The organism is Halorubrum sp. PV6 (assembly GCF_003990725.2).
Classification (GTDB): Archaea; Halobacteriota; Halobacteria; order Halobacteriales; family Haloferacaceae; genus Halorubrum.
This window is the reverse complement of the sequence record NZ_CP030064.1, coordinates 2339153-2357479: the sequence shown is the minus strand read 5'-3', so window position 1 is coordinate 2357479 and position 18327 is coordinate 2339153. Positions and strand designations below refer to the sequence as shown.

The window sequence follows — 18327 nt, the reverse complement described above, 5'->3', positions numbered from 1 at the left end:
CGGCGCGGAGCCTCACCCCGTCTATGACCACGGTCACGCTCATCGGAACGCGGCTCGCCGACACGGGCCGCGAGTTCGTCTATCAGGGAGAGTCGCCCGACTGTGAGGGGTGTCCCTACCGGAGTCAGTGTCTCAACCTCTCCGAGGGGACGCGGTACCGCGTGACGGGAATCCGCGAGAACGCGCAGACGCTCGACTGCGCCGTCCACGACGCCGGCGTCCGCGCGGTCGAAGTCGAGCCCGCGCCCGTCCCCGCGAACGTCCCGTCGCGGCAGGCGTACGCCGGCAGCAGGGTGTCGCTTGCGGGGCCGTGTCCTCACACCGAGTGCCCGAGCCACGGGTACTGCGTCCCCGACGGCGCCGACTTCGACGACGAGCGCGTGATCGACCAGGTGCTCGGCGAGCCGCCCCACGACACCTGCGCGCTCGACCGGGACCTGACGCTGGTGGAGTTCCGCGCCGAAGAGTAAGGAGGCGTCTCGACCGCCGCCTACAGGGCCGTGACCGCGTTCAGCGTGATCAAGATCGCGCGTTCGACGTTGTCTTTCGCCTTTTCCGGCAGTTCGTCATCGGAGTCTGCGCCCTTCTGTGAGCCCGCGACGAGGTTGCCGTCGACGGTGCAGATGGCGCCGGCGCGGAGCCCCTTGCGTCGCGCCAGCGAGAAGACGGTCGCGGCCTCCATCTCGATCGCGAGCAGGTTCGCGTCGTTCCAGTCGTCGACGTACGCGTCGCTCTCGTTGTAGAAGGCGTCGTCCGAGACGATCGGCCCGACGTGGATCTCCTCGCCGTTGTCCTCTGCGGCGCCGACGAGCTCGGTGAGCGCGTCGTAGTCCGGGACCGCGGGGTAGTTCGCCGACTCGTAGCGCTTGCTCGTCCCCTCCTCTTTGGCCGCGCCCGTCGCGACCACCATGTCGCCGACCTCCATGTCGGCCTGTAACGCGCCGCAGGTGCCACACCGGAGGAACGTCTCGACGCCGACACGCGAGAGCTCCTCCACCGCGATGGCGGCCGACGGGCAGCCGATCCCGGTCGAGCAGATGGTGAGGTCGGTGCCCTCGTAGCTCGCGTTGACGATCTTGTACTCGCGGTTCTGCGCGACGAGTTCGCTCTCGTCACACAGGTCGGCGATGCGGTCGACGCGGCCGGGGTCGCCCGGAATGATCGCGATTTCGTGGACGTCGCCCTCCTCGACCAGCAGGTGCGGCTGTTTCGCCATACGCGCCGAGACACCCGCCGCGCGCAAAAACGGACCGGTCGGCGGGCGGAGAGGGAGCCGCGAAGCCAATTTGATATCGCAGCATACGATTTATAAGCGGATTGTCGACCGATTCCGCCCGCTCTGCGCCGTCGCACCGATCGACCGGCTTATCGCCCGACGGCCGCAGATCCGGGTATGACCGACGCCGGTGGTTCGCCCTCGCTCGCCTCGACGGTCGGTGCGCTCGCCGTCACGTTCCTCATCGTCACGCCGGTCGCAGGAACGCTCCTCGGCTTCAACTGGACGCAAGCCGTGTTGCTCGGTGGCTTTGCCGGTTCCGTCGCCGTCGCGTCGGCGTGGCTGACGGCGCGGCGGGGCGCGGGCGACGCCTGAGCGCCCAGTCGCACGGTTATCGCGACTGAGACGCCGGGCGGAGGCTTTTATACGCGCCCGGACCCTCTACCGGGCAATGAACTTCAGTCGCGACCGTCGGGGCCAGTCGGTCGTGATCGGGACCGTGATCATCTTCGGCTTCCTGATCGCCGCGCTCTCGCTGTATCAGGTGCAGGTGGTCCCACAGCAGAACGGACAGGTCGAGTTTCAGCATTTTGGAGATGTCCAAAACGATCTCGTTGAGCTTAGGGCCGGGATTCTGCAAGCCGGCAGTACTGACCGGCCGCAGTACCAGACGGTTCGACTGGGTACCAGCTACTCGACCAGGGTTCTCGGCATAAATCCGCCAGACCCAGCCGGGACAATACAGACCGTTGAGGCCCCCCCAATCACTATCTCAAACGGCAGCGGGACACCTGAAGGGACAGTCACTATCCCCACTCGGTTCATCCAGTATCAGCCCGGGTACCACGAGATTGATCAATCGCCGATATGGTACGACGCCTCTGTGCTTTACGCCGACGGTAGCAACTCAGGCGGTGGACTCGCAGTAATCGAGGGCCAAGAGCTTGTTACTTCTGAAGGAAAGGTACAGATTGTGGCTCTCCAGAATGAGTTGTATAAAAGCGGGACTGGTCGAGTGACAATCGAACTCCGCCCAGCAGAGAATATTAGTGAGACGCTCCCTGAAGGCGACGATCTTACAGTTACGATTCCGACGCGGTTGAGTGAGAGCGACTGGGAGAGCAAAACCGATCTAACCGATAGCGCTGCTTATGATAGCGTTACGGACACAGGTGACAATCTTGGTATCGACGACTCGAACATCTACAACTTGACGCTCAGCACGTCTACTGCTAACCTGACTGTCGATACTGTTGGGGTACAGGAAGTACCAAGCGACCCGAAACAAAATGCGAACGCTGCAGTCGCTGATAGCAGCGGTGACGGTGGTAATGGGGGTGACACATACGATATTGTAAGTATCCAATCATCAGCAGCCGGAACGGGGAACAATATTGATGTAGAAGTGGATATCAGTACAACAGATAGCGCTGCAGAGGTCGAAGTAAGGTCTCTAAAAAATAATGTTCAGGAGGATAGTACCCGAGTGCCGGTTGAGAGTACACAACCACAGACAGTAACAGTAAAAGGAGCAAATCAAGCGGATGAAATCCAAGTTATTCTTTATTCGAGCGATGGGTCTATTGAGGCTCAGCAGAGTAACCCATACCCTTAGTATAGCAGCAACAGTGGTTTTTGATGTTGTAACTCCATAATAAATGTCAACACTGCCCAATTGTAATATCAGTTATAACACAAGGTATTATAGGGCAAATTTATTCAACTTAAACATCATATTGGTTCCACAATCGACATAAATCCTCCATCGACAACCACATGACGGTCGGATGAACGACTGTGTATGACAGAATTAGGCACCGGAGCCGTCGAATCTGTCTGGAAAGTTTAACTCGTGCTGGGCGCGTTTGCCCGCGATATACCGCAAGAAGCACGCGAAGAAAGTAAAACATCAATTATATTTATATTTGATATTTACTATTCGCACACGTAATACTGATACGCGACGATGGTTTACTTCGACGTAGCGACCCCCGTTCCCACCGATGTTCCCCACTCAGAGCCGTGCGCAGTCGAACACCGTCGGCGTGGTCACCCTCGTCGCGGTGTTTCTCGTCACTGCGACCGTGGTCGGCCTCGCGGTTGTCGACAACGTCGAAACCGACGACAGACCCCTGATGTCGGCCGAATTCGAGGCTAACGGAACGGACCTCACGCTGCGTCACGTGGGCGGTGACGCCGCCCCCAACGGTGAACTCACCGTGATCGTTGACGCCGATGGCACCACCACTCGTCTCGGACTCGGCCCCCCGGACGAACGGTTCGCGCTGGGGGACGAACGCGAGTTCGAGGATGTGCTCTCGCCGGGGACGACCACCGACGTCAAACTGGTCCATCTCCCCTCCGGAGCAATCCTCGACGAGGGGACGGTGCGGGCGACAGACGAGCCGGCCGAAACCGGCGCTATCGAGGGTACGGTCACGGGGGACGAGGCTGCGACGCTTAGGGGCTCTGGAGCCGCCTTTATTCTCCGCCGCTCGCTCGCTCCGATTGCGGGAGTCACGGTCACCATCGAGGGCTCGCAAAGCGTTACCGAAGCGACCACGACCGCCGACGGCGGCTACCGAGTCGATGGTCTCTCACCCGGCAGCTACGAGGTGTCTGCGACCGCGGCAGGGTTCGGTGTCGCGACAGCCACCGCCTCCGTCACAGCAAACGAGACGACGACCGTCGACCTCCAGCTTGACCCGCTCGAACCGGCTGCGTTCGACGTCGAAATCGCTGGCGTCGACGCGACGGCCGACGCGGGCGACCCGGTCGTAGTGAACGCGACGGTCGAGAACCTCGGCGACGAGCGGGGAACGGAGACGGTCGAACTTCGCGTCGGAGGAGAAGCGGTCGACTCGGCCGAGGTCGCGCTCGATCCCGGAGAGAATCGGACCGTTTCGCTGCGCTGGCAGACGCTCCCGACCGACGTGGGCGTGACCGAACTCACGGTCGCGAGCGAGGACGACACCGCGCGGGCGACTGTCGACGTGCGCGAGACCGATGCGGTCGCGTACCTCGACCGCGACGGCGACGGCGACGCCGAAGAAACCTACACCGCCGGGGACCTGGCGTTCCCGCGCGACGTCGAGGGGCATTTGGTCGTTTTCGACAACGCGGCGATCGGCGGCCCTGTGTCTATCGCCGCCGACCGCATCACCGTTGAGGACGGCGTTACGCTTGAGGCGGGATCGATCGACCTGACCGGCCGAGACCGCGTCTCGCTCGCGGGATCAACGCTCGACACATCATCGGGGGGAATCTTGGCGGATGCAGGCGATGTCACGGTACGGTCTGGCGGCGACATCAGCGCGGCTGGCGCTATCGTTAGGGCGACAGGAATCATCTTCACAGACGCAGGTGACATTACTTTTGAGGCCCAAAGTGATGTCGACGTAAGTGGAGGTTTCTTTGACGCGTCCGCTGGGGAGTTTCTCTTTTTCTCCCCTGATAACGGGAGTATCCGGATCGCAAGCGACAGTGGAACGGTCACGACGACCGACACCGAGTTCGAGCCTGAGCCAACGATCGAGTCGGGCGACGGATAGTTCCACAATCGACGTAAACACCCATCGACAAAACCATATGCCGGCCTGATGAACGACCGTGTATGACCGAAGTCGGCATCGACGCCGTCGAAATCTGGACCGGAAAGCTCAAACTCGACTTACCGGGCACGTTCGCGCCCGAGAAGGGCGACGACCCGGAAAAGTACACGAAGGGACTCGGACTCAACAACTCCTCGTTCCCGGACGTGTACGAGGATATCGTTACGATGGGCGCCAACGCCGCGAAGGGCCTGATGGACCGCAAGGGCCTCGAACCCGAGGATATCGGCCGCATCGACGTCGCCACCGAGTCGGCGTTCGACCACTCGAAGCCGGTGTCGACGTACATCGCCGGCTGCCTCGAACAGGTGTACGACGGCGACTTCACCCACGCCAACAAAGGCGAGCGCAAGTTCGCCTGTCTGGCGGGGACGCAGGCCATCGACGACGCGTACAACTGGATCCGCGCCGGGCGGAACCGCGACCGTCCCGCGCTCGTCATCACGACGGACACCGCGCTCTACGCCCGCGGCGACCCCGGCGAAGCGACGCAGGGCGCCGGTGCCGTCGCGATGCTGATCGACGAGGATCCGTCCGTCGTCGCGCTCTCGACGGACCAGGGCTACGGCTCGAAGGACGAGACGGACTTTTTAAAGCCCAACCAGCAGTTCCCGAGCGTCGACGGGAAACGCTCCGTGCAGGTGTATCTGTCCCGGATGCGCGAAGCCTTGGAGGACTACGAGTCCGTCACCGACGACATCGAACTCGACGACTTCGCGTACGCCCCGTTCCACACCCCGTTCCCCGGTATGGTCCGGAAGGCGGCGCTGCTGGCGTACCGACACGTCATCCGCGGCACGGAGCACGAAGACGACCTGGCCGAGGAGATCGGTCGCCAGCCCCGCGAGGCGGACTTCGCCGACCGCGAGGCGTACGAGGCGGCCATCAGCGACTACATGGACGAGCTGAAGACCACGGAGCAGTACCAGACGTGGTACGACACCGCCGTCGAGCCGACGCTCGGCCTCTCGCGTGAGGTCGGCAACTGGTACACGAGTTCCGTCCACATCGCCCGTATCAGCGCGCTGCGCGACGCTATCGCCCGCGACCGGTCGCTCGTCGACGACACGCTGCTCGTCGCCTCGTACGGCTCCGGTGCGCAGGCCGAGATCCACGCCGAGACGGTCCGTGAGGGGTGGCGCGCTGAGATCGAGGGGCTCGACATCGACGCCCAACTCGCCGAGCGCTACGACCTCACGTGGGAGGAGTACGAGGACGTCCACGACGTTCACGAGTACGACATGGACGTCGAGCGCGAAATCGAGGAGTTCACCCAGCCGGACGCGGAGTTCGTCTTCACCGGGTGGGGCCGGATGAACGAGCGGAAGTACGAGTACATCGAGTAGTCTATCGGTCGCGAATCGACGGCCGATTCTCCCGCGGGTTCCCTTCCTGTGAGTCCGCTGTCCCGTGAAAACCGGTCACACGACGCTTCTCGAATACGATGGGTTTAAACGACGTTAGGCTGAAAATCACTGCAATGGTAACCATCTACGACGTGCCGGCCGACGCCCTCATCGAGGCGGTCGCCGCGCGACTCGAAGACCGAATCGACGAGCCCGACTGGGTCGAGTTCGCCAAGAGCGGCGCCGGCAAGGAGCTCCCGCCGGAACAGGAAGACTTCTGGTACGTTCGCTCCGCGAGCCTCCTCCGGAAGGTCGCCCAGAACGAACCGATCGGCATCGAGCGACTCGCCACCGAGTACGGCTCGAAGAAGCGCGGCTCGAACCGCTACTCCGTCCGTCCCGGCGAACACGAGGGCGGCTCCCGCAACCTCATCCGCACGTCGCTGCAGGCGCTCGAAGACGACGGACTCGTGACGACCGCCGCCGGCGAGGGTCGCCGACTCTCCGACGAGGGCGAGGCGTTCCTCTCCGAGGTCGCCACCGAGGTCTTCGAGGACCTCGACCGGCCGGAACTCGAACGGTACGCGTAGATCCGCAGTTCGCTTTTCAGTCGTCGCTTCTCCGCGTGAGCCGCCGCTTTCCCCGAGCGGCTCCCCACTTTTCGGGTACGACGAAGAGGTAGCATCGCGTTCACCGTGTGCCCCGTCGCCCGACAATATACTGTATATCGCTATACCAAATCTACCATCGCGGCGAATTCTCGGTAGTGGTCGCTGTCGGAGGGGCCACGAGCGTCGCCGCCGGTCCGGAACGGGGTTACATTAAAAAAGCCGCCAGCCGCGTCGAGAGGCCGCCTATCCGGTGTTTTTCATCCCGGCGGCGATGCCGTTGACCGTGAGCCTGAGCGTTCGCTCCTCCGCGTCGGTTCGGTGGGTACGGCCGAGCAGGTCGGCCTGGAGCAGGTTCAGCGGGTCGACGTAGGGGTTTCGGCGATCGAGGCTCTCTTCGAGCCACTCGCGTCGGATCAGGTCGTCGCGGCCGCTGATCTCTAAGACCAGTTCGCGCCCGCGCTCGTACTCGCCGATCAGCTCGGGGAAGAACCGCTCGCGGAGGTCGTCGTCCGCGAGGTCGGCGTACTCGGCGGCGATCTCGGGCTCGGTGCGGGCCAACGCCAGCGCGGCGTTGTCGAGGGTGGTCCGGAAGAAGGGCCACTCCTCGTACATCTCTTTGAGCGTCTCTAAGCCCTCCTCCTCGCCGACCTCGTCAAGGTAGGCGTCGAGGCCGGACGGGAGCGAGTACCAGCCCGGCAGGATGAGCCGGGTCTGGGTCCACGAGAACACCCACGGGATCGCGCGCAGGTCCTCGACGGTGCGCTCGCCGGAGCGCGAGGCGGGTCGCGAGCCGAGGTTGAGGTCCTCGACGACGGAGATGGGCGTCGCCTGGCCGAAGTAATCGACGAACCCGTCGGTGTTCAACAGATTGCGGTACGTTTCGCGTGCGGCCGGCGCCATCGTCCGCATCGCGTCCACCCAGTCCTCGGGGACGACCTCGGTCGGCTCCTCGTTCGCCTCGTGGCGAGCGCGGATCTGCGCGTCGAGCATCTGCTCCAGCTCCCGCTCGGCGATCCGCGGGTTGGCGTACTTCTCGGCGATGGCCTCGCCCTGCTCGGTGAACTTCACCTGGCCCGTGACGGTCTCGTTGGGGAGCGCGAGCAGCGCCTCGTTCATCGGGCCGCCGCCCCGCGAGATGGAGCCGCCCCGCCCGTGGAACAGCCGCAGCGTGACCTCCTCTTCGCGGCAGAACTGCGCGATCCGGCGCTGGTTCTCGTACAGATCCCAGTTCGCGGCGAGGAAGCCGTTCTCCTTGTTTGAGTCGGAGTAGCCGAGCATCACTTCCTGGACTTCGCCCCGGATCGAGAGCGCGGTCGCGTACGCCTCGTTGTCGAACAGCTCGCCGAGGATTCGCTCGGCGCCGTTGAGCGCGGACTCGGTCTCTAACAGGGGAACGACGTCGAGCCCGCAGTGGTCCGGCAGCGAGACGACGCCGACCTGATCGGCCAGGAAGAGGACTTCGAGCACGTGGCTCGGCTCCTCAGTCATCGAGATACAGTAGGTGTCGATGGCCTGTGCGCCGTACTCGTCTTGCCACTCGGCGAACTCCTCGAACCGGCGTAACACCCGCTCGGTGGTCTCCGAGACCGCTCCCGGATCGTCGGCGTCGATGACGGGGTCGGTCTGGAGGATGGCCTCGGTGAGGAACTCCTGTCTGGCGTCCTCGTCCATCGCCCGGTAGTCGACGCCCTCGGTGGCGACCGCCTCGGCGACGGCCTCGGTGTGGTTCTCGCGGTGGTCACGGAGGTCTAACGAGGCGAGCGTGAACTCGAACGTGTCGACCTGTCGCCGGAGGGGCTCGACGAACGACTCGCGGACCGCGTCCTGCCCGTCGGCCGCGAGCGAGTCGGCGATCACGTTCAGGTCCCCGAGGAAGGCGTCGCCGTCGGGGTACTCGCCGGGTCGCACGTCGTCGACGCGGTCGAGTCGCTCCCGCATCAGCCGGAGCTTCTGCCGGTACGGCTCGTCCGGGTAGCGCTCGCGCGCCTCCTCGACGACCGTCGGGAACCGCTCGGCGTCCGACGCCAGCGAGTCGGCGAGCCGGTCGTCGACCGCGTAGCGGTCGCCGTCCTGGCTCAACACGGCGGAGAGCCGCTTACACTGGTCGCGGTACTTCTCGATGGCGACCTCGCGCTGTCTCGCCAGCGTCTCGTCGGTGACTTCGGGCGTGACGAACGGGTTGCCGTCGCGGTCGGAGCCGGCCCACGAGCGGAACTCGAAGAGCTTCGGGCACTCGACGTCGTCGTACTCCTGTGAGATGGTCTCCTCGAACTCCTCGTAGGCGTCGCCCACCACGTCGAAGAGCGTGTTCTCCAAGTACCACTGGACGTTTCGCGCCTCGTCTTCCGGCTCCGGGCTGCGCTGGCGCACCTGTCGCGTGCCCCAGAGGCTGGTCACCTCGGCGGTGACGTCGCGCCAGATCGCGTTGCGCTCGCGCGCCGTGAGGTTGCGCTCGTCGAGCGCCTCCAGGTGGTTCCCGATCGACCGGAGCTTCGCTTTCACCGTGGCTCGTCGGGCCTCGGTGGGGTGGGCGGTGAACGTCGGCTCGATGAGGACGTCGGCGAGCAGCTCTCGCAGCTCGTCGGCCTCGACCCCGGCGTCGGCGAACTCGCTTATCGTGGCGTCGAACGAGTCGTGGAGCGCGCCGTCCTCGTCGGCGTCCCGGATGGCGCGGACTCGCTCGCGCTCTTCGGCCAAGTTGATGAGTTCGAAGTAGGTCGTGAACGCGCGAGCGACGATCTCCTCGCGGTCCGTCGACAGCGTCTCGACGGACTCGTGAAGCTCGTCTCGGCTCGTCGCGTCGCCGCGCCGGTAGCCGATCGCCGCGTTGCGGAGGTCTTCGACCGTCTCGTACGCGTCGGTGGAGGCCTGTGCAGCGAGGACGTCTCCCACGAGCGCGCCGAGCTCTCGCACGTCTGTCCGCACGTCTCGGTTGTGCAACACCATACCACAGTTACAGCCGACCGGGCGGGTTAAAGGCGGTGTCCGAACGAACGTTTGCCTCAGTTTCGAGTAAACCTCTCGATCGATCGTTCGCGATTGGCGCGCCGGACGCGGTCAGCGCTCGAACCGCCCGTCGACCGATGGTTCCCGCGCCGCTGGAGGGTTCGTCACCCTTTTTACCGGGCCAACCCGAACGGCGTGTATGAGTGAGTCCGACAAGTATCCGGCCGAGTCCGGTCGGCGCCGCTTCGTGAAGGGCGTCGTCGGCGGCGCGGCCCTCGCGGGGGTCGGCGCGATGGGGTCGGCGACGGTGAACACGCTGACGACCTCCGGCGGTGTCGGCGGCGGGTCGACCGTCGCGATGTCCATCGCCAAGACGGGCGGTCCGGCGCCGCGCGGTCTCCCGCAGATCCCGATCGAAGTCACAGACGACGGGTTTATCCGCGGGATCTGGCCCGAAACGCAGACCATCACGCAGGAAGGACAGGAGATCCAGGTCGCACAAGAAGAGATCGGCGGCAAGACCTACTCCGGCGCGTGGTTCCAGTACTGCGGCGTCGAGTCACAGGAGAACATCTCCCCGGCCTTCGAGTCGGATAACCTGTTCCGCGCGGCCCCCGGCAAGTACGACTGGCAGGACGAGACGTACGAGGCGGGCGACCAGATACACGTCGACGACTTCGACGACTACGACGAGTGGGGCAACGGCATCGGCGACGACGGCGTCGGGAAGCCGGCGTCGGTCACGTGGCGGTCGCAGGACTCCGACACCACCCTGAACGCGATCGTCATCCGCTCGCCCCGAATCGAGGAGGCCGTCGAGAACTCCGACGACCCGTGGCTCGAGGCCTCCACCGATCAGGGGTTCATCGCGTACCTCAACGTCTGTACGCACTTCTGTTGTATCCCCGACTACAAGGTGCTGGAGGAGTCGGCCCGGTACGACGCCGAGAACGGGACCTACTGCGTCTGTCACCAGTCGGTGTACGACCCCTTTACCCTCGAAGAGTCCCTGTTCATCGCCCGGCCGCGCCCGGACGAGTAACCGCCGAAACCGCGCCCGCAGGGGCGCCGCGTTTTTCTCCCCGCTTTCCGTACGCGAGTGTATGAGCGACGACGAGGCCCCCGCAGACGAATCGACGACCGACGACGCCGTCGACGACGCGTTCGCCGCGGAGATCGACCGCGCCCGAGCGCTGCTCGACGGCGAGGACATCGAGGCGCTCCACGTCGGCGTCGTCCGCGACGGCGAGGTCGACACCACGTTCGCCCAACGGAGCCACGGCGACGCGGACGGCGAGGGGCTTCGGGCGCTCGCGCTCTTGGCCGCACACGTCAGGCTCGTCGCGGGCGAGGCGGGCGTCGACGCCTCGACGGTCGCGGGCGACGCGGCGACGCTCGCCGGTCAGGTCGAACAGATCCCGGCCAGCACCGACGACCTCCCGGACGAGTAGCTACGCGTCGCCGCCCCGTTCGCTCCGGCGGATCCGGTAGAGCTGGTGGGCGACGCCGGCCAGCGCGACGAGCAGCACGACGAGGTTGAACGCCGCGAGCGCGATGGGTTGGTACGCCGGGTCGAGCCACGTGCGAATCGCCCGGCCTGCTTGCGTGTAGAACCCCCAGCCGGCGATCAGCGCGAGCAGCAGCAGCGCCACCAGCCCCACGCGGTCGATGATACCGCGGAGGCGGTCGGTCGAGAGGGGCCGAAACCCGCCGTCGCTCGCGCTGTCCGATTCGGTCGCGTCACGGCCGGCGTCGGTCGAACTCGGCGTGTGACCGCCGGCGTCGTCGATGTCGGTGTCGCTCATGTGTTCGGTGGGTGTGGTGGGTTCGTCGGTGGTGTCGTCCTCGCGGTGCGACGCCGCTCGGTCGGGGTCGTCCGTCATCGCCGCCTCCGTGCCGCGAGCGCCGCGCCGACGAGCGCGACGAGCGCGACGACGGGGCCGAAGCCGGGCGTTCCGTCGCCGGTGCGGCTCGCGCCGTCCGCGCCGGCGTCGTCGGGGCCGTCGTCGACGGCGCCCTCGTCTCGGCTGAAATCCTCGACGGCGAACTCGACGTCCTCGACCGTCTCGTCCGCGCTGATCGTCTCGCGGGGGTTCAGGTTGGCGACGCCCTGCGTCTCGTCGATGAGGACGTCGTCGCTCCACAGCGCGGCGTCGACGTAGTAGTTGTAGTCCGCGGGCACCTCGACGGTCGTCGTCACGGTGTCGGTCCGGCCGGGCCGGACCTCGCTGACGGTGGCGCTCGCCTCGTCGGCGATGACGTTCGACTCCGCCTGCCGAACGAGGACGCGGAGGTCGAGCGACTCCGAGGCGTCGTCGCCGCGGTTCGTCACCGACAGCGACACCGACAGCGTCGCCGTCTCGTTGTCCGCCTCGCGCACGCTGACCGCGACGGTCGGCCAGACGTTGCTCTCCGTGAAGCCGACGCGGGAGTCGGCGTAGTCGGGGGTGAGCGCCTCGACGCCGCCGACTCGGGTCGTCTGGACCGCGCGGCGCTCGCCGTCGGCGAAGACGACCGTCTCGATCCGGTAGCCGCCAGCGCGCTCCACGTCGACGGTGCCGTTGACGGTGCGTTCGCCGCCGCCGTCGACGGTGCCGGCGTCGACCGTCGTCTCGTCGACGAGCAGTCCGGAGTCGACGCCGATGGCGCGGTGCCGGACCGTGACGTTCTCCACGGCCGGGCCCCGGTGTCGGAGGTCGACGCCGAGCCGGAGCGTCGCGGTCTCGCCGCGCACCTCGCCCGGCGAGACGACCGTGTCGACGATGCGGACGTCGCCGGACCGCTCGTTGACCTCGCGCGGGTCGACGATCGCGTCCGGCGCGGCGACGGCGCCGACCGCACCCGCGAGCAAGAGCGCGGCGGCGGCCGCTAGGAGGGCAGTTCGCGTGTCCATACGCGATCCGTGACAACGGTCGTATAAGTGCTTTGTCAGGGCGGGGCCACTGGCCGCTGGTTCGGGCGGGCTACAGCGCCCGGTAGCGGCCGCCCGACTCGGAGAGCTCTCCCCGGCGCGCGAGCCGCGTCAGTATCTCTCTGGCCGTCTCGGGGGGAACGCCGCGCTCGCTCGCGTGCGCGACGACGTTCGCCTCGGTCGGCTCGTCGACGGCCGTCACCGCGTCGCGGACGATCTCGGTCCGACTGCGCGTCCCCGACTGCCCCCCTCGGCGCGGGCGGCCGCCTCGTCGACCGCGTCGGCGTCGATCCCGGACGCTTCGAGGTACTCCCGGTCGTCGATCCCCGCCTCGTCGACGGCGCGTTCGAGGTCGGAGACGTGGTCGACCTCGGCGAACGCCTCGCTCTCGCCGCGCTTCTTCGCGAGCAGCGCCGCCCGCGCCTGCCGCGCCGCGTCCCGGTCTTCCGACTCGAAGAACCGCTTGAGCTTCGCCGTCCGGTGGGTCTTTCCGCAGCGGGGACATCGCGCGCTGTCGCTCGCCTGGGGGTCCGTGAGGAGCCACATCGCCGCACACTCGTTGCAGCCGACGACCGCGTACATGTCGCGAGGTTCGGCGGCGGCCGGTTTGAATCCTCGGCCCGCGCCGCCGCCGGTCGCGAGCGGGGCGTGAGCCCACCGCCGGCGGCCGAGCGTCCGGGACGGCGGTGCCCCCGAGTTTCCGGCACCGATTGCTGCATGGTATTGTGGAATCTATCCAAAACCATTATCCGCGTCGAGCGCGTACGACGAGCCGATGAGTTCAACCGACGCCGTCCCGACAGAACCGATCCACCTCGACGCCGCCGCCGACTTCGACGACTACATCGCCGACCACGACGTGCTTCTCGTCGACTTCTACGCCGACTGGTGCGGCCCGTGTCAGATGATGGAGCCCGCCATCGAGTCGGTCGCGAACGACACGGACGCGGCCGTGCTCAAGGTCGACGTCGACCAGCACCAGGCGCTCGCCGGCGAGTACGGTGTGCAGGGCATTCCGACGCTGCTCGTGTTCGCCGACGGCGAACTCGCGAACCGGATGGTCGGCGCGCAGATGGAGGACGCCCTCACCAGCGCGGTCGAGGCCCACACCGCCTGAATGACGGGGCCAGAGGCCGACGGCGGGATGACCCCGCGCGAACTCCGCGCGGACGTGCCGGCGCTCGGCGAGGCCGCGTATTTCAACTTCGGGGCGCACGGCCCGAGCCCCGAGTACGTCGTCGACGCCGCGTCCGAGCTCCTCGCCGACCACGAGTACGGCTCGGCGACGACTGACCCGTACACCCGCGCCTTCGAGACGTACGAGACGGTTCGCGAGCGGATCGCCGCGTTCGTCGGGGCCGAGACCAACGAGATCGCGCTCACCGAGAGCACGAGCGACGGCATCGGGCGCGTCGCCGGCGCGATCGACTGGGAGCCCGGCGACGTGGTCGTCCGGACCGATCTGGAACACCCGGCCGGCGTCCTCCCCTGGAAGCGGCTCGAAGACGAGGGCGTCGAGGTGCGCGTCGTAGAGACCGAGGACGGGCGCGTCGACCGCGACGAGTACGCCGAGGCGGTCGCCGACGCGCGGCTCGTCTGTTTCAGCGCCATCACGTGGACCCACGGGACGCGGCTCCCCGTCGCCGACCTCGTCGACGTCGCGAACGAGGCGGGCGCGTTCACGCTCGTCGACGCGGTCCAGTCGCCCGGCCAGGTCGCCGTGGACGTGGCGGCGTGGGGCGCCGACGCCGTGGCGATGGCCGGCCACAAGTGGACGCTCGGCCCGTGGGGCGCCGGGTTCCTCTACGTCGACGGCGAGGCCGCCGCCGAGCTGTCGCCGCGCGCGGTCGGGTACCGGAGCGTCACCGACCCGACCGGCGACGACATCGAGTTCAAGCCCGGCGCGAAGCGCTTCGAGGTCGGCACGACGACCCCGGCCGCCCACGTCGGGCTGGTCGAGGCGCTCGACGCCATCGACGCGGTCGGCATCGAGACGATCGAGGCCCGGATCGCGTCGCTCACGGACCGGCTCAAGGACGGCGTCCCCGACGAGCGCCTGCTGAGCCCCCGCGAGTACGAGTCCGGCCTCGTCACGATCGACGTCGACGACCCCGAGTCGACGGTCGATCGCCTCGCCGACGAGGGAATCGTCGTCCGCTCGCTGCCGCACCCGAACGGGGTCCGCGCGTCGGTCCACGCGGTCTCCACCGAGTCGGAGATCGACCGGCTCGTCGACGCGCTCGCCGCCGAGTGGTGAGCGCTCGATCGGACTCGTTTTAGTGACTCGCGTACAAGACCGCGCATGGGTTTTCACACGTTTGACGCCGAGAAGGCCGCAGAGCTCGAACGCCCCGACCGGTACCGATGGGTGTCCGCCGAGGAGCTTCTCGGCGCGTTGACCGCCGACGGCGACGACCGCGCCGCGGCGACGGTCGCCGACCTCGGCAGCGGCACCGGCTTTTATACCGACGCGGTCGCGCCGCACGTCGAGCGCGTCCACGGCGTCGACGTGCAAGCCGAGATGCACGCGTTCTACCGCGACAAGGGCGTCCCCGAGAACGTCGGCCTCGTCGAGAGCGACGTGTCCGACCTACCGTTCGCGGACGACGCCCTCGACGCCGCGTTCTCGACGATGACGTACCACGAGTTCGCGAGCGACGAGGCGCTCGCGGCGCTGGCGCGCGTGATTCGCCCCGGCGGGCGCCTCGCGCTCTTCGACTGGTCGGCCGCGGGCGACGGCGCGCACGGCCCGCCGGCCGACGAGCGGTTCGCCGCGAGCGACGCCGCCGACGCGCTGGAGGCGGCGGGGTTCGACGTACTCACCGCGTCCGAGCGCACAGAGACGTTCGCCGTGGTCGCCCGCGCGCCCTGACTCGCGCGTCGTCGCGCCGCGGACACGCCGGGCTACCTTTTTAAGCGAATCCGCACCGCCGCACGTCCTCACTCGTCCAGTATCGTCGACCCCGCACCGATCCGGCTCTGGTAGGCGCGGGCGTCGATGCCGGCCTCGCTGAAGGCGTCGAGCATCGCGGCGGCGACGCCGCGCTGCGCCTCCTCGCGACAGACGGCCAGGATCGCGGGGCCGGCGCCGCTGACGGTGACGCCCGTCGCGCCGGCTCCGAAGGCGGCCGAGCGCACCTCGTCGTACCCCGTTATCAGGCGGGCGCGCTCGGGGGTGACGACCGGGTCGCTCATGCCGGCGCCGACGAGGTCGGGGTCGGACCGACACATCCCGATCGCGAGCGTGGCGGCGTTGCCGACCGTCTCGACGAGGTCGCCCATCGCGGCCGTCTCGGGGACGACCCGGCGCGCGTCGCGCGTCGAGACGGCCACGTCGGGGAGACAGACCACGAGGGGGATCGAGGCGTCGACGGCGTGTGTGCCCTCGCTCGTCGTCACCGTGAACCCGCCGAGGATCGACGGGGCGACGTTGTCGGAGTGGGCGACCCCGGAGACGACCGCCTCGCCCTCGGCGGCGATGGGGACGAGTTCGGACCGGGAGAGCCCCCGGTCGTACAGTTTGTTGAGCGCGACGGCCGCGCCGGCGGCGCTGGCCGCCGAGGAGCCGAGTCCGGACGCCGGGCGGACGCCCTTATCAATGTGGATGCGGGCGGGGGCGTCGAGCGCGTCCACGACGGCGCCGACCGTGTTCTTCTCGGGGTCTTCGGGGATGTACTGCGCTCCGACGCCGGTGACCTCGATCGTCGTCTCCGCCGCCTTCTCGACGGTGACGACGTCCGCCGGTCGCGTGAGGGCCGCGCCGAACACGTCGAACCCGCTGCCGAGGTTCGCGCTCGTGGCGGGTGCCCGTACCGTTACCATGGCGGGGAGTTTCGCTCGGGGTGCAAAAAGAGGCGGGATCGAACACCGGGACGCGGGAACCGGCCCGCCGAGCGCGACGGCGGCGGCGCTCGGTCAGCGAGACACAGGTGAGAACAGCGAATCGAACGCGCGAGCGGTCCAGCTCAGTTACCGGCCATCGTCCACAGCAGGGAGCCGATCAGGACCATCGGGATCCCGATCAGGATGTACGTCTTCGGCATCGTCGTGTACGGGCCGGCGAGGAAGATCGTCCCGAACCCGGCGAAGATGGACGCGATCACCTTCTGGGATTTCAGGGGCACGGCCGCCAGAAGCGAGAGGGCGAACCCGAACAGTATGACGTGCCCGAGGTGGTAATCGAGCAGGAACGTGTCGATGAACAGCGGCGCGAGCATACTTGGCTAAGGCTCCGAGCGATTCGCGCATTAAAGTTCCGTTTCGCGCGGGACGACGCCCCGTCGCGGACCGTTCGCCGCGACCGAACCACCGCCCCGCGTACGGGCCGTCCGGCGGGCCACCGCATCTTTATAAGTTGCACCGGCGAGACCACCGACCGTGCGACTCGTTCAGGTCATGATTCCGGCGGGCAAGCGCGCGGCCGTGGTCCGCGCGCTCGACGACGAGGGGATCGACTACGTCGTCACCGACGAGACGAGCGGCCGCGAGTACACCGCGGTCGCGACGTTCCCGCTCCCGACCGCCGCCGTCGAGCCGGTCTTGGAACGGCTCCGCGAGGCGGGGATAAACGAGAACACCTACACCGTCATCGTCGCGGCCGAGACGGTGATCTCCCGGCGGTTCGAAGCGCTCGAAGACGCCTACGAGGAGGATGCGGAGGGCGGCGCGAACCGGATCTCGCGTGAGGAGCTACAGGCGAAGGCCGACGACCTCGCCTCGGGGCTCGGGACGTACGTGCTGATGACGGTGCTCTCGGCCGTGATCGCGACCGCCGGCCTGCTCCTCGACTCCCCGGCGACGGTGGTCGGCTCGATGGTGATCGCCCCGCTCATTGGGCCGGCGATGTCGGCCGCGGTCGGCACCGTCGTCGACGACGAGGCCATGTTCCGACGCGGCGTGCGGATGCAGGTGATCGGGGTCGTCGTCGCGGTCGCGGCCGCGACGCTGTTCGCGTTCGCGGTGCGCAACCTCGCGCTCGTCCCGCCCGGAACCGACCCGCTGGCGCTCGCCGAAGTCTCGGAGCGACTCGCCCCGAACGTCCTCGTCCTCGTCGTCGCCATCGGCGCCGGCGTCGCCGGGATCGTCTCGCTGATGACGGGCGTCTCCGCGACGCTCGTCGGCGTGATGATCGCGGTGGCGCTCATCCCGCCCGCGGCAGCCGTCGGCATCGGCATCGCCTTCTGGGTCCCCCGGCTCGTGTTGGGCGCGAGCGTGATCGTCGCCGTGAACGTCCTCTCTATCAACCTCTCCGCGCTGGTCGTCCTCTGGTACGAGGGGTACCGGCCGCGGCGCTGGTTCCGCGAGGACGACGCGCGCGCCGCGTTTATAAAACGCGTCGCGGTCCTCGCGGTCGCCATCGCCGTGCTGTCGCTCTTCCTCGGCGGCGTCACCTACGAGTCGTACGTCGCCTCGACCACCGAGGCCGACATCCGGACCGCCGCCGGCGACGAGCTCGCCGCGCTCGACCCCGACTTCGAGCTGCTCGAACTCCACGTCGACCGGCGGGGCACGCTCCCTCCGTTCGACACCGAGCGCGTCGTCGTCACCGTCGGCGCGCCACCCGGTAACGGCGGGATCGAGGGGGTCGCCGACGCGCTCGACCGGCGGATCGAAGCCGAAATCGGGGCGGAGACCGCCGTCGAGGTGCGACTCGTGACCGTCGACCGGGCCTGAGCGACCGCAAAGA

General features: G+C 67.4%; 18 protein-coding genes and 1 pseudogene. 12 read left to right on the top strand and 7 right to left on the bottom strand.

Going from position 1 to position 18327, the window contains the following annotated elements; genetic code table 11:
- Positions 1 to 23 precede the first annotated feature (23 nt).
- Positions 24 to 470, top strand: a complete 447-nt coding sequence (locus DOS48_RS25735) for a UPF0179 family protein (protein WP_127118444.1) — start codon at positions 24 to 26, stop codon at positions 468 to 470.
- A 20-nt stretch (positions 471 to 490) separates the two neighbouring features.
- Here the strand turns inward: DOS48_RS25735 and DOS48_RS25730 are convergent, their stop codons facing one another.
- Positions 491 to 1216 carry a nucleoside phosphorylase gene (locus tag DOS48_RS25730; RefSeq protein ID WP_127118443.1) on the bottom strand — a complete coding sequence of 242 codons (726 nt, stop codon included), beginning with the start codon at positions 1214 to 1216 and terminating at the stop codon, positions 491 to 493.
- A 177-nt stretch (positions 1217 to 1393) separates the two neighbouring features.
- Here DOS48_RS25730 and DOS48_RS25725 point away from each other — a divergent pair, with 177 nt between their 5' ends.
- The 5 genes from DOS48_RS25725 to DOS48_RS25705 all read left to right on the top strand — a co-directional run bounded on the left by DOS48_RS25725 (position 1394) and on the right by DOS48_RS25705 (position 6763).
- A complete protein-coding gene (locus DOS48_RS25725) occupies positions 1394 to 1591 on the top strand; it encodes a hypothetical protein (protein ID WP_127118442.1) in 198 nt (65 codons plus the stop codon).
- A gap of 76 nt (positions 1592 to 1667) precedes the next feature.
- The gene (locus tag DOS48_RS25720; RefSeq protein ID WP_127118441.1) at positions 1668 to 2831 is read left to right on the top strand and encodes a hypothetical protein; all 1164 of its coding nucleotides are present in this window, start codon (positions 1668 to 1670) and stop codon (positions 2829 to 2831) included.
- Positions 2832 to 3219: 388 nt separating this feature from the next.
- Positions 3220 to 4767 (top strand): carboxypeptidase regulatory-like domain-containing protein, encoded by a 1548-nt coding sequence (locus tag DOS48_RS25715; protein ID WP_127118440.1) that lies wholly within the window; start codon positions 3220 to 3222, stop codon positions 4765 to 4767.
- 62 nt (positions 4768 to 4829) lie between these two features.
- A complete protein-coding gene (hmgB, locus tag DOS48_RS25710; protein ID WP_127118439.1) occupies positions 4830 to 6173 on the top strand; it encodes a hydroxymethylglutaryl-CoA synthase in 1344 nt (447 codons plus the stop codon).
- 134 nt (positions 6174 to 6307) lie between these two features.
- Complete coding sequence (locus DOS48_RS25705; RefSeq protein ID WP_127118438.1) at positions 6308 to 6763, top strand: 30S ribosomal protein S19e; 456 nt, start codon at positions 6308 to 6310, stop codon at positions 6761 to 6763.
- A gap of 264 nt (positions 6764 to 7027) precedes the next feature.
- Here the strand turns inward: DOS48_RS25705 and ppc are convergent, their stop codons facing one another.
- The gene (gene ppc / locus DOS48_RS25700) at positions 7028 to 9730 is read right to left on the bottom strand and encodes a phosphoenolpyruvate carboxylase (protein WP_127118437.1); all 2703 of its coding nucleotides are present in this window, start codon (positions 9728 to 9730) and stop codon (positions 7028 to 7030) included.
- Between the two features lie 199 nt (positions 9731 to 9929).
- On the opposite strand from ppc, the gene DOS48_RS25695 reads away from it, so the two are divergent.
- Positions 9930 to 10772, top strand: coding sequence for a ubiquinol-cytochrome c reductase iron-sulfur subunit (locus DOS48_RS25695; protein ID WP_127118436.1), 843 nt, complete (start codon positions 9930 to 9932; stop codon positions 10770 to 10772).
- Between the two features lie 61 nt (positions 10773 to 10833).
- Positions 10834 to 11181, top strand: coding sequence for a hypothetical protein (locus DOS48_RS25690; protein ID WP_127118435.1), 348 nt, complete (start codon positions 10834 to 10836; stop codon positions 11179 to 11181).
- Here DOS48_RS25690 and DOS48_RS25685 read toward each other — a convergent pair whose 3' ends face one another.
- The 3 genes and pseudogenes from DOS48_RS25685 to DOS48_RS25675 all read right to left on the bottom strand — a co-directional run bounded on the left by DOS48_RS25685 (position 11182) and on the right by DOS48_RS25675 (position 13223).
- The gene (locus tag DOS48_RS25685; RefSeq protein ID WP_127118434.1) at positions 11182 to 11613 is read right to left on the bottom strand and encodes a hypothetical protein; all 432 of its coding nucleotides are present in this window, start codon (positions 11611 to 11613) and stop codon (positions 11182 to 11184) included.
- Positions 11610 to 12623 carry a PGF-CTERM sorting domain-containing protein gene (locus tag DOS48_RS25680; protein WP_127118433.1) on the bottom strand — a complete coding sequence of 338 codons (1014 nt, stop codon included), beginning with the start codon at positions 12621 to 12623 and terminating at the stop codon, positions 11610 to 11612. The genes DOS48_RS25685 and DOS48_RS25680 overlap by 4 nt, the downstream gene beginning before the upstream one ends.
- 70 nt (positions 12624 to 12693) lie before the next feature.
- A pseudogene (locus DOS48_RS25675) lies at positions 12694 to 13223 on the bottom strand (DUF5817 domain-containing protein).
- Between the two features lie 193 nt (positions 13224 to 13416).
- Here DOS48_RS25675 and trxA point away from each other — a divergent pair.
- The 3 genes from trxA to DOS48_RS25660 are packed head-to-tail and all read left to right on the top strand — an operon-like array spanning position 13417 to position 15513.
- Complete coding sequence (gene trxA / locus DOS48_RS25670; protein ID WP_127118432.1) at positions 13417 to 13758, top strand: thioredoxin; 342 nt, start codon at positions 13417 to 13419, stop codon at positions 13756 to 13758.
- Positions 13759 to 14898: an aminotransferase class V-fold PLP-dependent enzyme gene (locus DOS48_RS25665; protein WP_210755383.1), complete on the top strand. Its 1140-nt coding sequence runs from the start codon at positions 13759 to 13761 to the stop codon at positions 14896 to 14898.
- A 45-nt stretch (positions 14899 to 14943) separates the two neighbouring features.
- Positions 14944 to 15513 (top strand): class I SAM-dependent methyltransferase, encoded by a 570-nt coding sequence (locus tag DOS48_RS25660; protein WP_127118431.1) that lies wholly within the window; start codon positions 14944 to 14946, stop codon positions 15511 to 15513.
- 68 nt (positions 15514 to 15581) lie between these two features.
- On the opposite strand, the gene DOS48_RS25655 is transcribed toward DOS48_RS25660, so the two are convergent.
- Complete coding sequence (locus DOS48_RS25655; RefSeq protein WP_127118430.1) at positions 15582 to 16463, bottom strand: homoserine kinase; 882 nt, start codon at positions 16461 to 16463, stop codon at positions 15582 to 15584.
- Positions 16464 to 16606: 143 nt separating this feature from the next.
- Positions 16607 to 16858, bottom strand: coding sequence for a hypothetical protein (locus DOS48_RS25650; RefSeq protein ID WP_127118429.1), 252 nt, complete (start codon positions 16856 to 16858; stop codon positions 16607 to 16609).
- Between the two features lie 178 nt (positions 16859 to 17036).
- Here DOS48_RS25650 and DOS48_RS25645 point away from each other — a divergent pair, with 178 nt between their 5' ends.
- The gene (locus DOS48_RS25645) at positions 17037 to 18314 is read left to right on the top strand and encodes a TIGR00341 family protein (protein ID WP_127118906.1); all 1278 of its coding nucleotides are present in this window, start codon (positions 17037 to 17039) and stop codon (positions 18312 to 18314) included.
- Positions 18315 to 18327: the final 13 nt, after the last annotated feature.

Excerpts from the sequence above, each read along its gene's own strand:
- DOS48_RS25735 (WP_127118444.1), top strand. The coding sequence starts at position 24 with ATGACCACGGTCACGCTCATCGGAACGCGGCTCGCCGACACGGGCCGC.
- DOS48_RS25730 (WP_127118443.1), bottom strand. The coding sequence starts at position 1,216 with ATGGCGAAACAGCCGCACCTGCTGGTCGAGGAGGGCGACGTCCACGAA.
- DOS48_RS25725 (WP_127118442.1), top strand. The coding sequence starts at position 1,394 with ATGACCGACGCCGGTGGTTCGCCCTCGCTCGCCTCGACGGTCGGTGCG.
- DOS48_RS25720 (WP_127118441.1), top strand. The coding sequence starts at position 1,668 with ATGAACTTCAGTCGCGACCGTCGGGGCCAGTCGGTCGTGATCGGGACC.
- DOS48_RS25715 (WP_127118440.1), top strand. The coding sequence starts at position 3,220 with ATGTTCCCCACTCAGAGCCGTGCGCAGTCGAACACCGTCGGCGTGGTC.
- hmgB (WP_127118439.1), top strand. The coding sequence starts at position 4,830 with ATGACCGAAGTCGGCATCGACGCCGTCGAAATCTGGACCGGAAAGCTC.
- DOS48_RS25705 (WP_127118438.1), top strand. The coding sequence starts at position 6,308 with ATGGTAACCATCTACGACGTGCCGGCCGACGCCCTCATCGAGGCGGTC.
- ppc (WP_127118437.1), bottom strand. The coding sequence starts at position 9,730 with ATGGTGTTGCACAACCGAGACGTGCGGACAGACGTGCGAGAGCTCGGC.
- DOS48_RS25695 (WP_127118436.1), top strand. The coding sequence starts at position 9,930 with ATGAGTGAGTCCGACAAGTATCCGGCCGAGTCCGGTCGGCGCCGCTTC.
- DOS48_RS25690 (WP_127118435.1), top strand. The coding sequence starts at position 10,834 with ATGAGCGACGACGAGGCCCCCGCAGACGAATCGACGACCGACGACGCC.
- DOS48_RS25685 (WP_127118434.1), bottom strand. The coding sequence starts at position 11,613 with ATGACGGACGACCCCGACCGAGCGGCGTCGCACCGCGAGGACGACACC.
- DOS48_RS25680 (WP_127118433.1), bottom strand. The coding sequence starts at position 12,623 with ATGGACACGCGAACTGCCCTCCTAGCGGCCGCCGCCGCGCTCTTGCTC.
- trxA (WP_127118432.1), top strand. The coding sequence starts at position 13,417 with ATGAGTTCAACCGACGCCGTCCCGACAGAACCGATCCACCTCGACGCC.
- DOS48_RS25665 (WP_210755383.1), top strand. The coding sequence starts at position 13,759 with ATGACGGGGCCAGAGGCCGACGGCGGGATGACCCCGCGCGAACTCCGC.
- DOS48_RS25660 (WP_127118431.1), top strand. The coding sequence starts at position 14,944 with ATGGGTTTTCACACGTTTGACGCCGAGAAGGCCGCAGAGCTCGAACGC.
- DOS48_RS25655 (WP_127118430.1), bottom strand. The coding sequence starts at position 16,463 with ATGGTAACGGTACGGGCACCCGCCACGAGCGCGAACCTCGGCAGCGGG.
- DOS48_RS25650 (WP_127118429.1), bottom strand. The coding sequence starts at position 16,858 with ATGCTCGCGCCGCTGTTCATCGACACGTTCCTGCTCGATTACCACCTC.
- DOS48_RS25645 (WP_127118906.1), top strand. The coding sequence starts at position 17,037 with ATGATTCCGGCGGGCAAGCGCGCGGCCGTGGTCCGCGCGCTCGACGAC.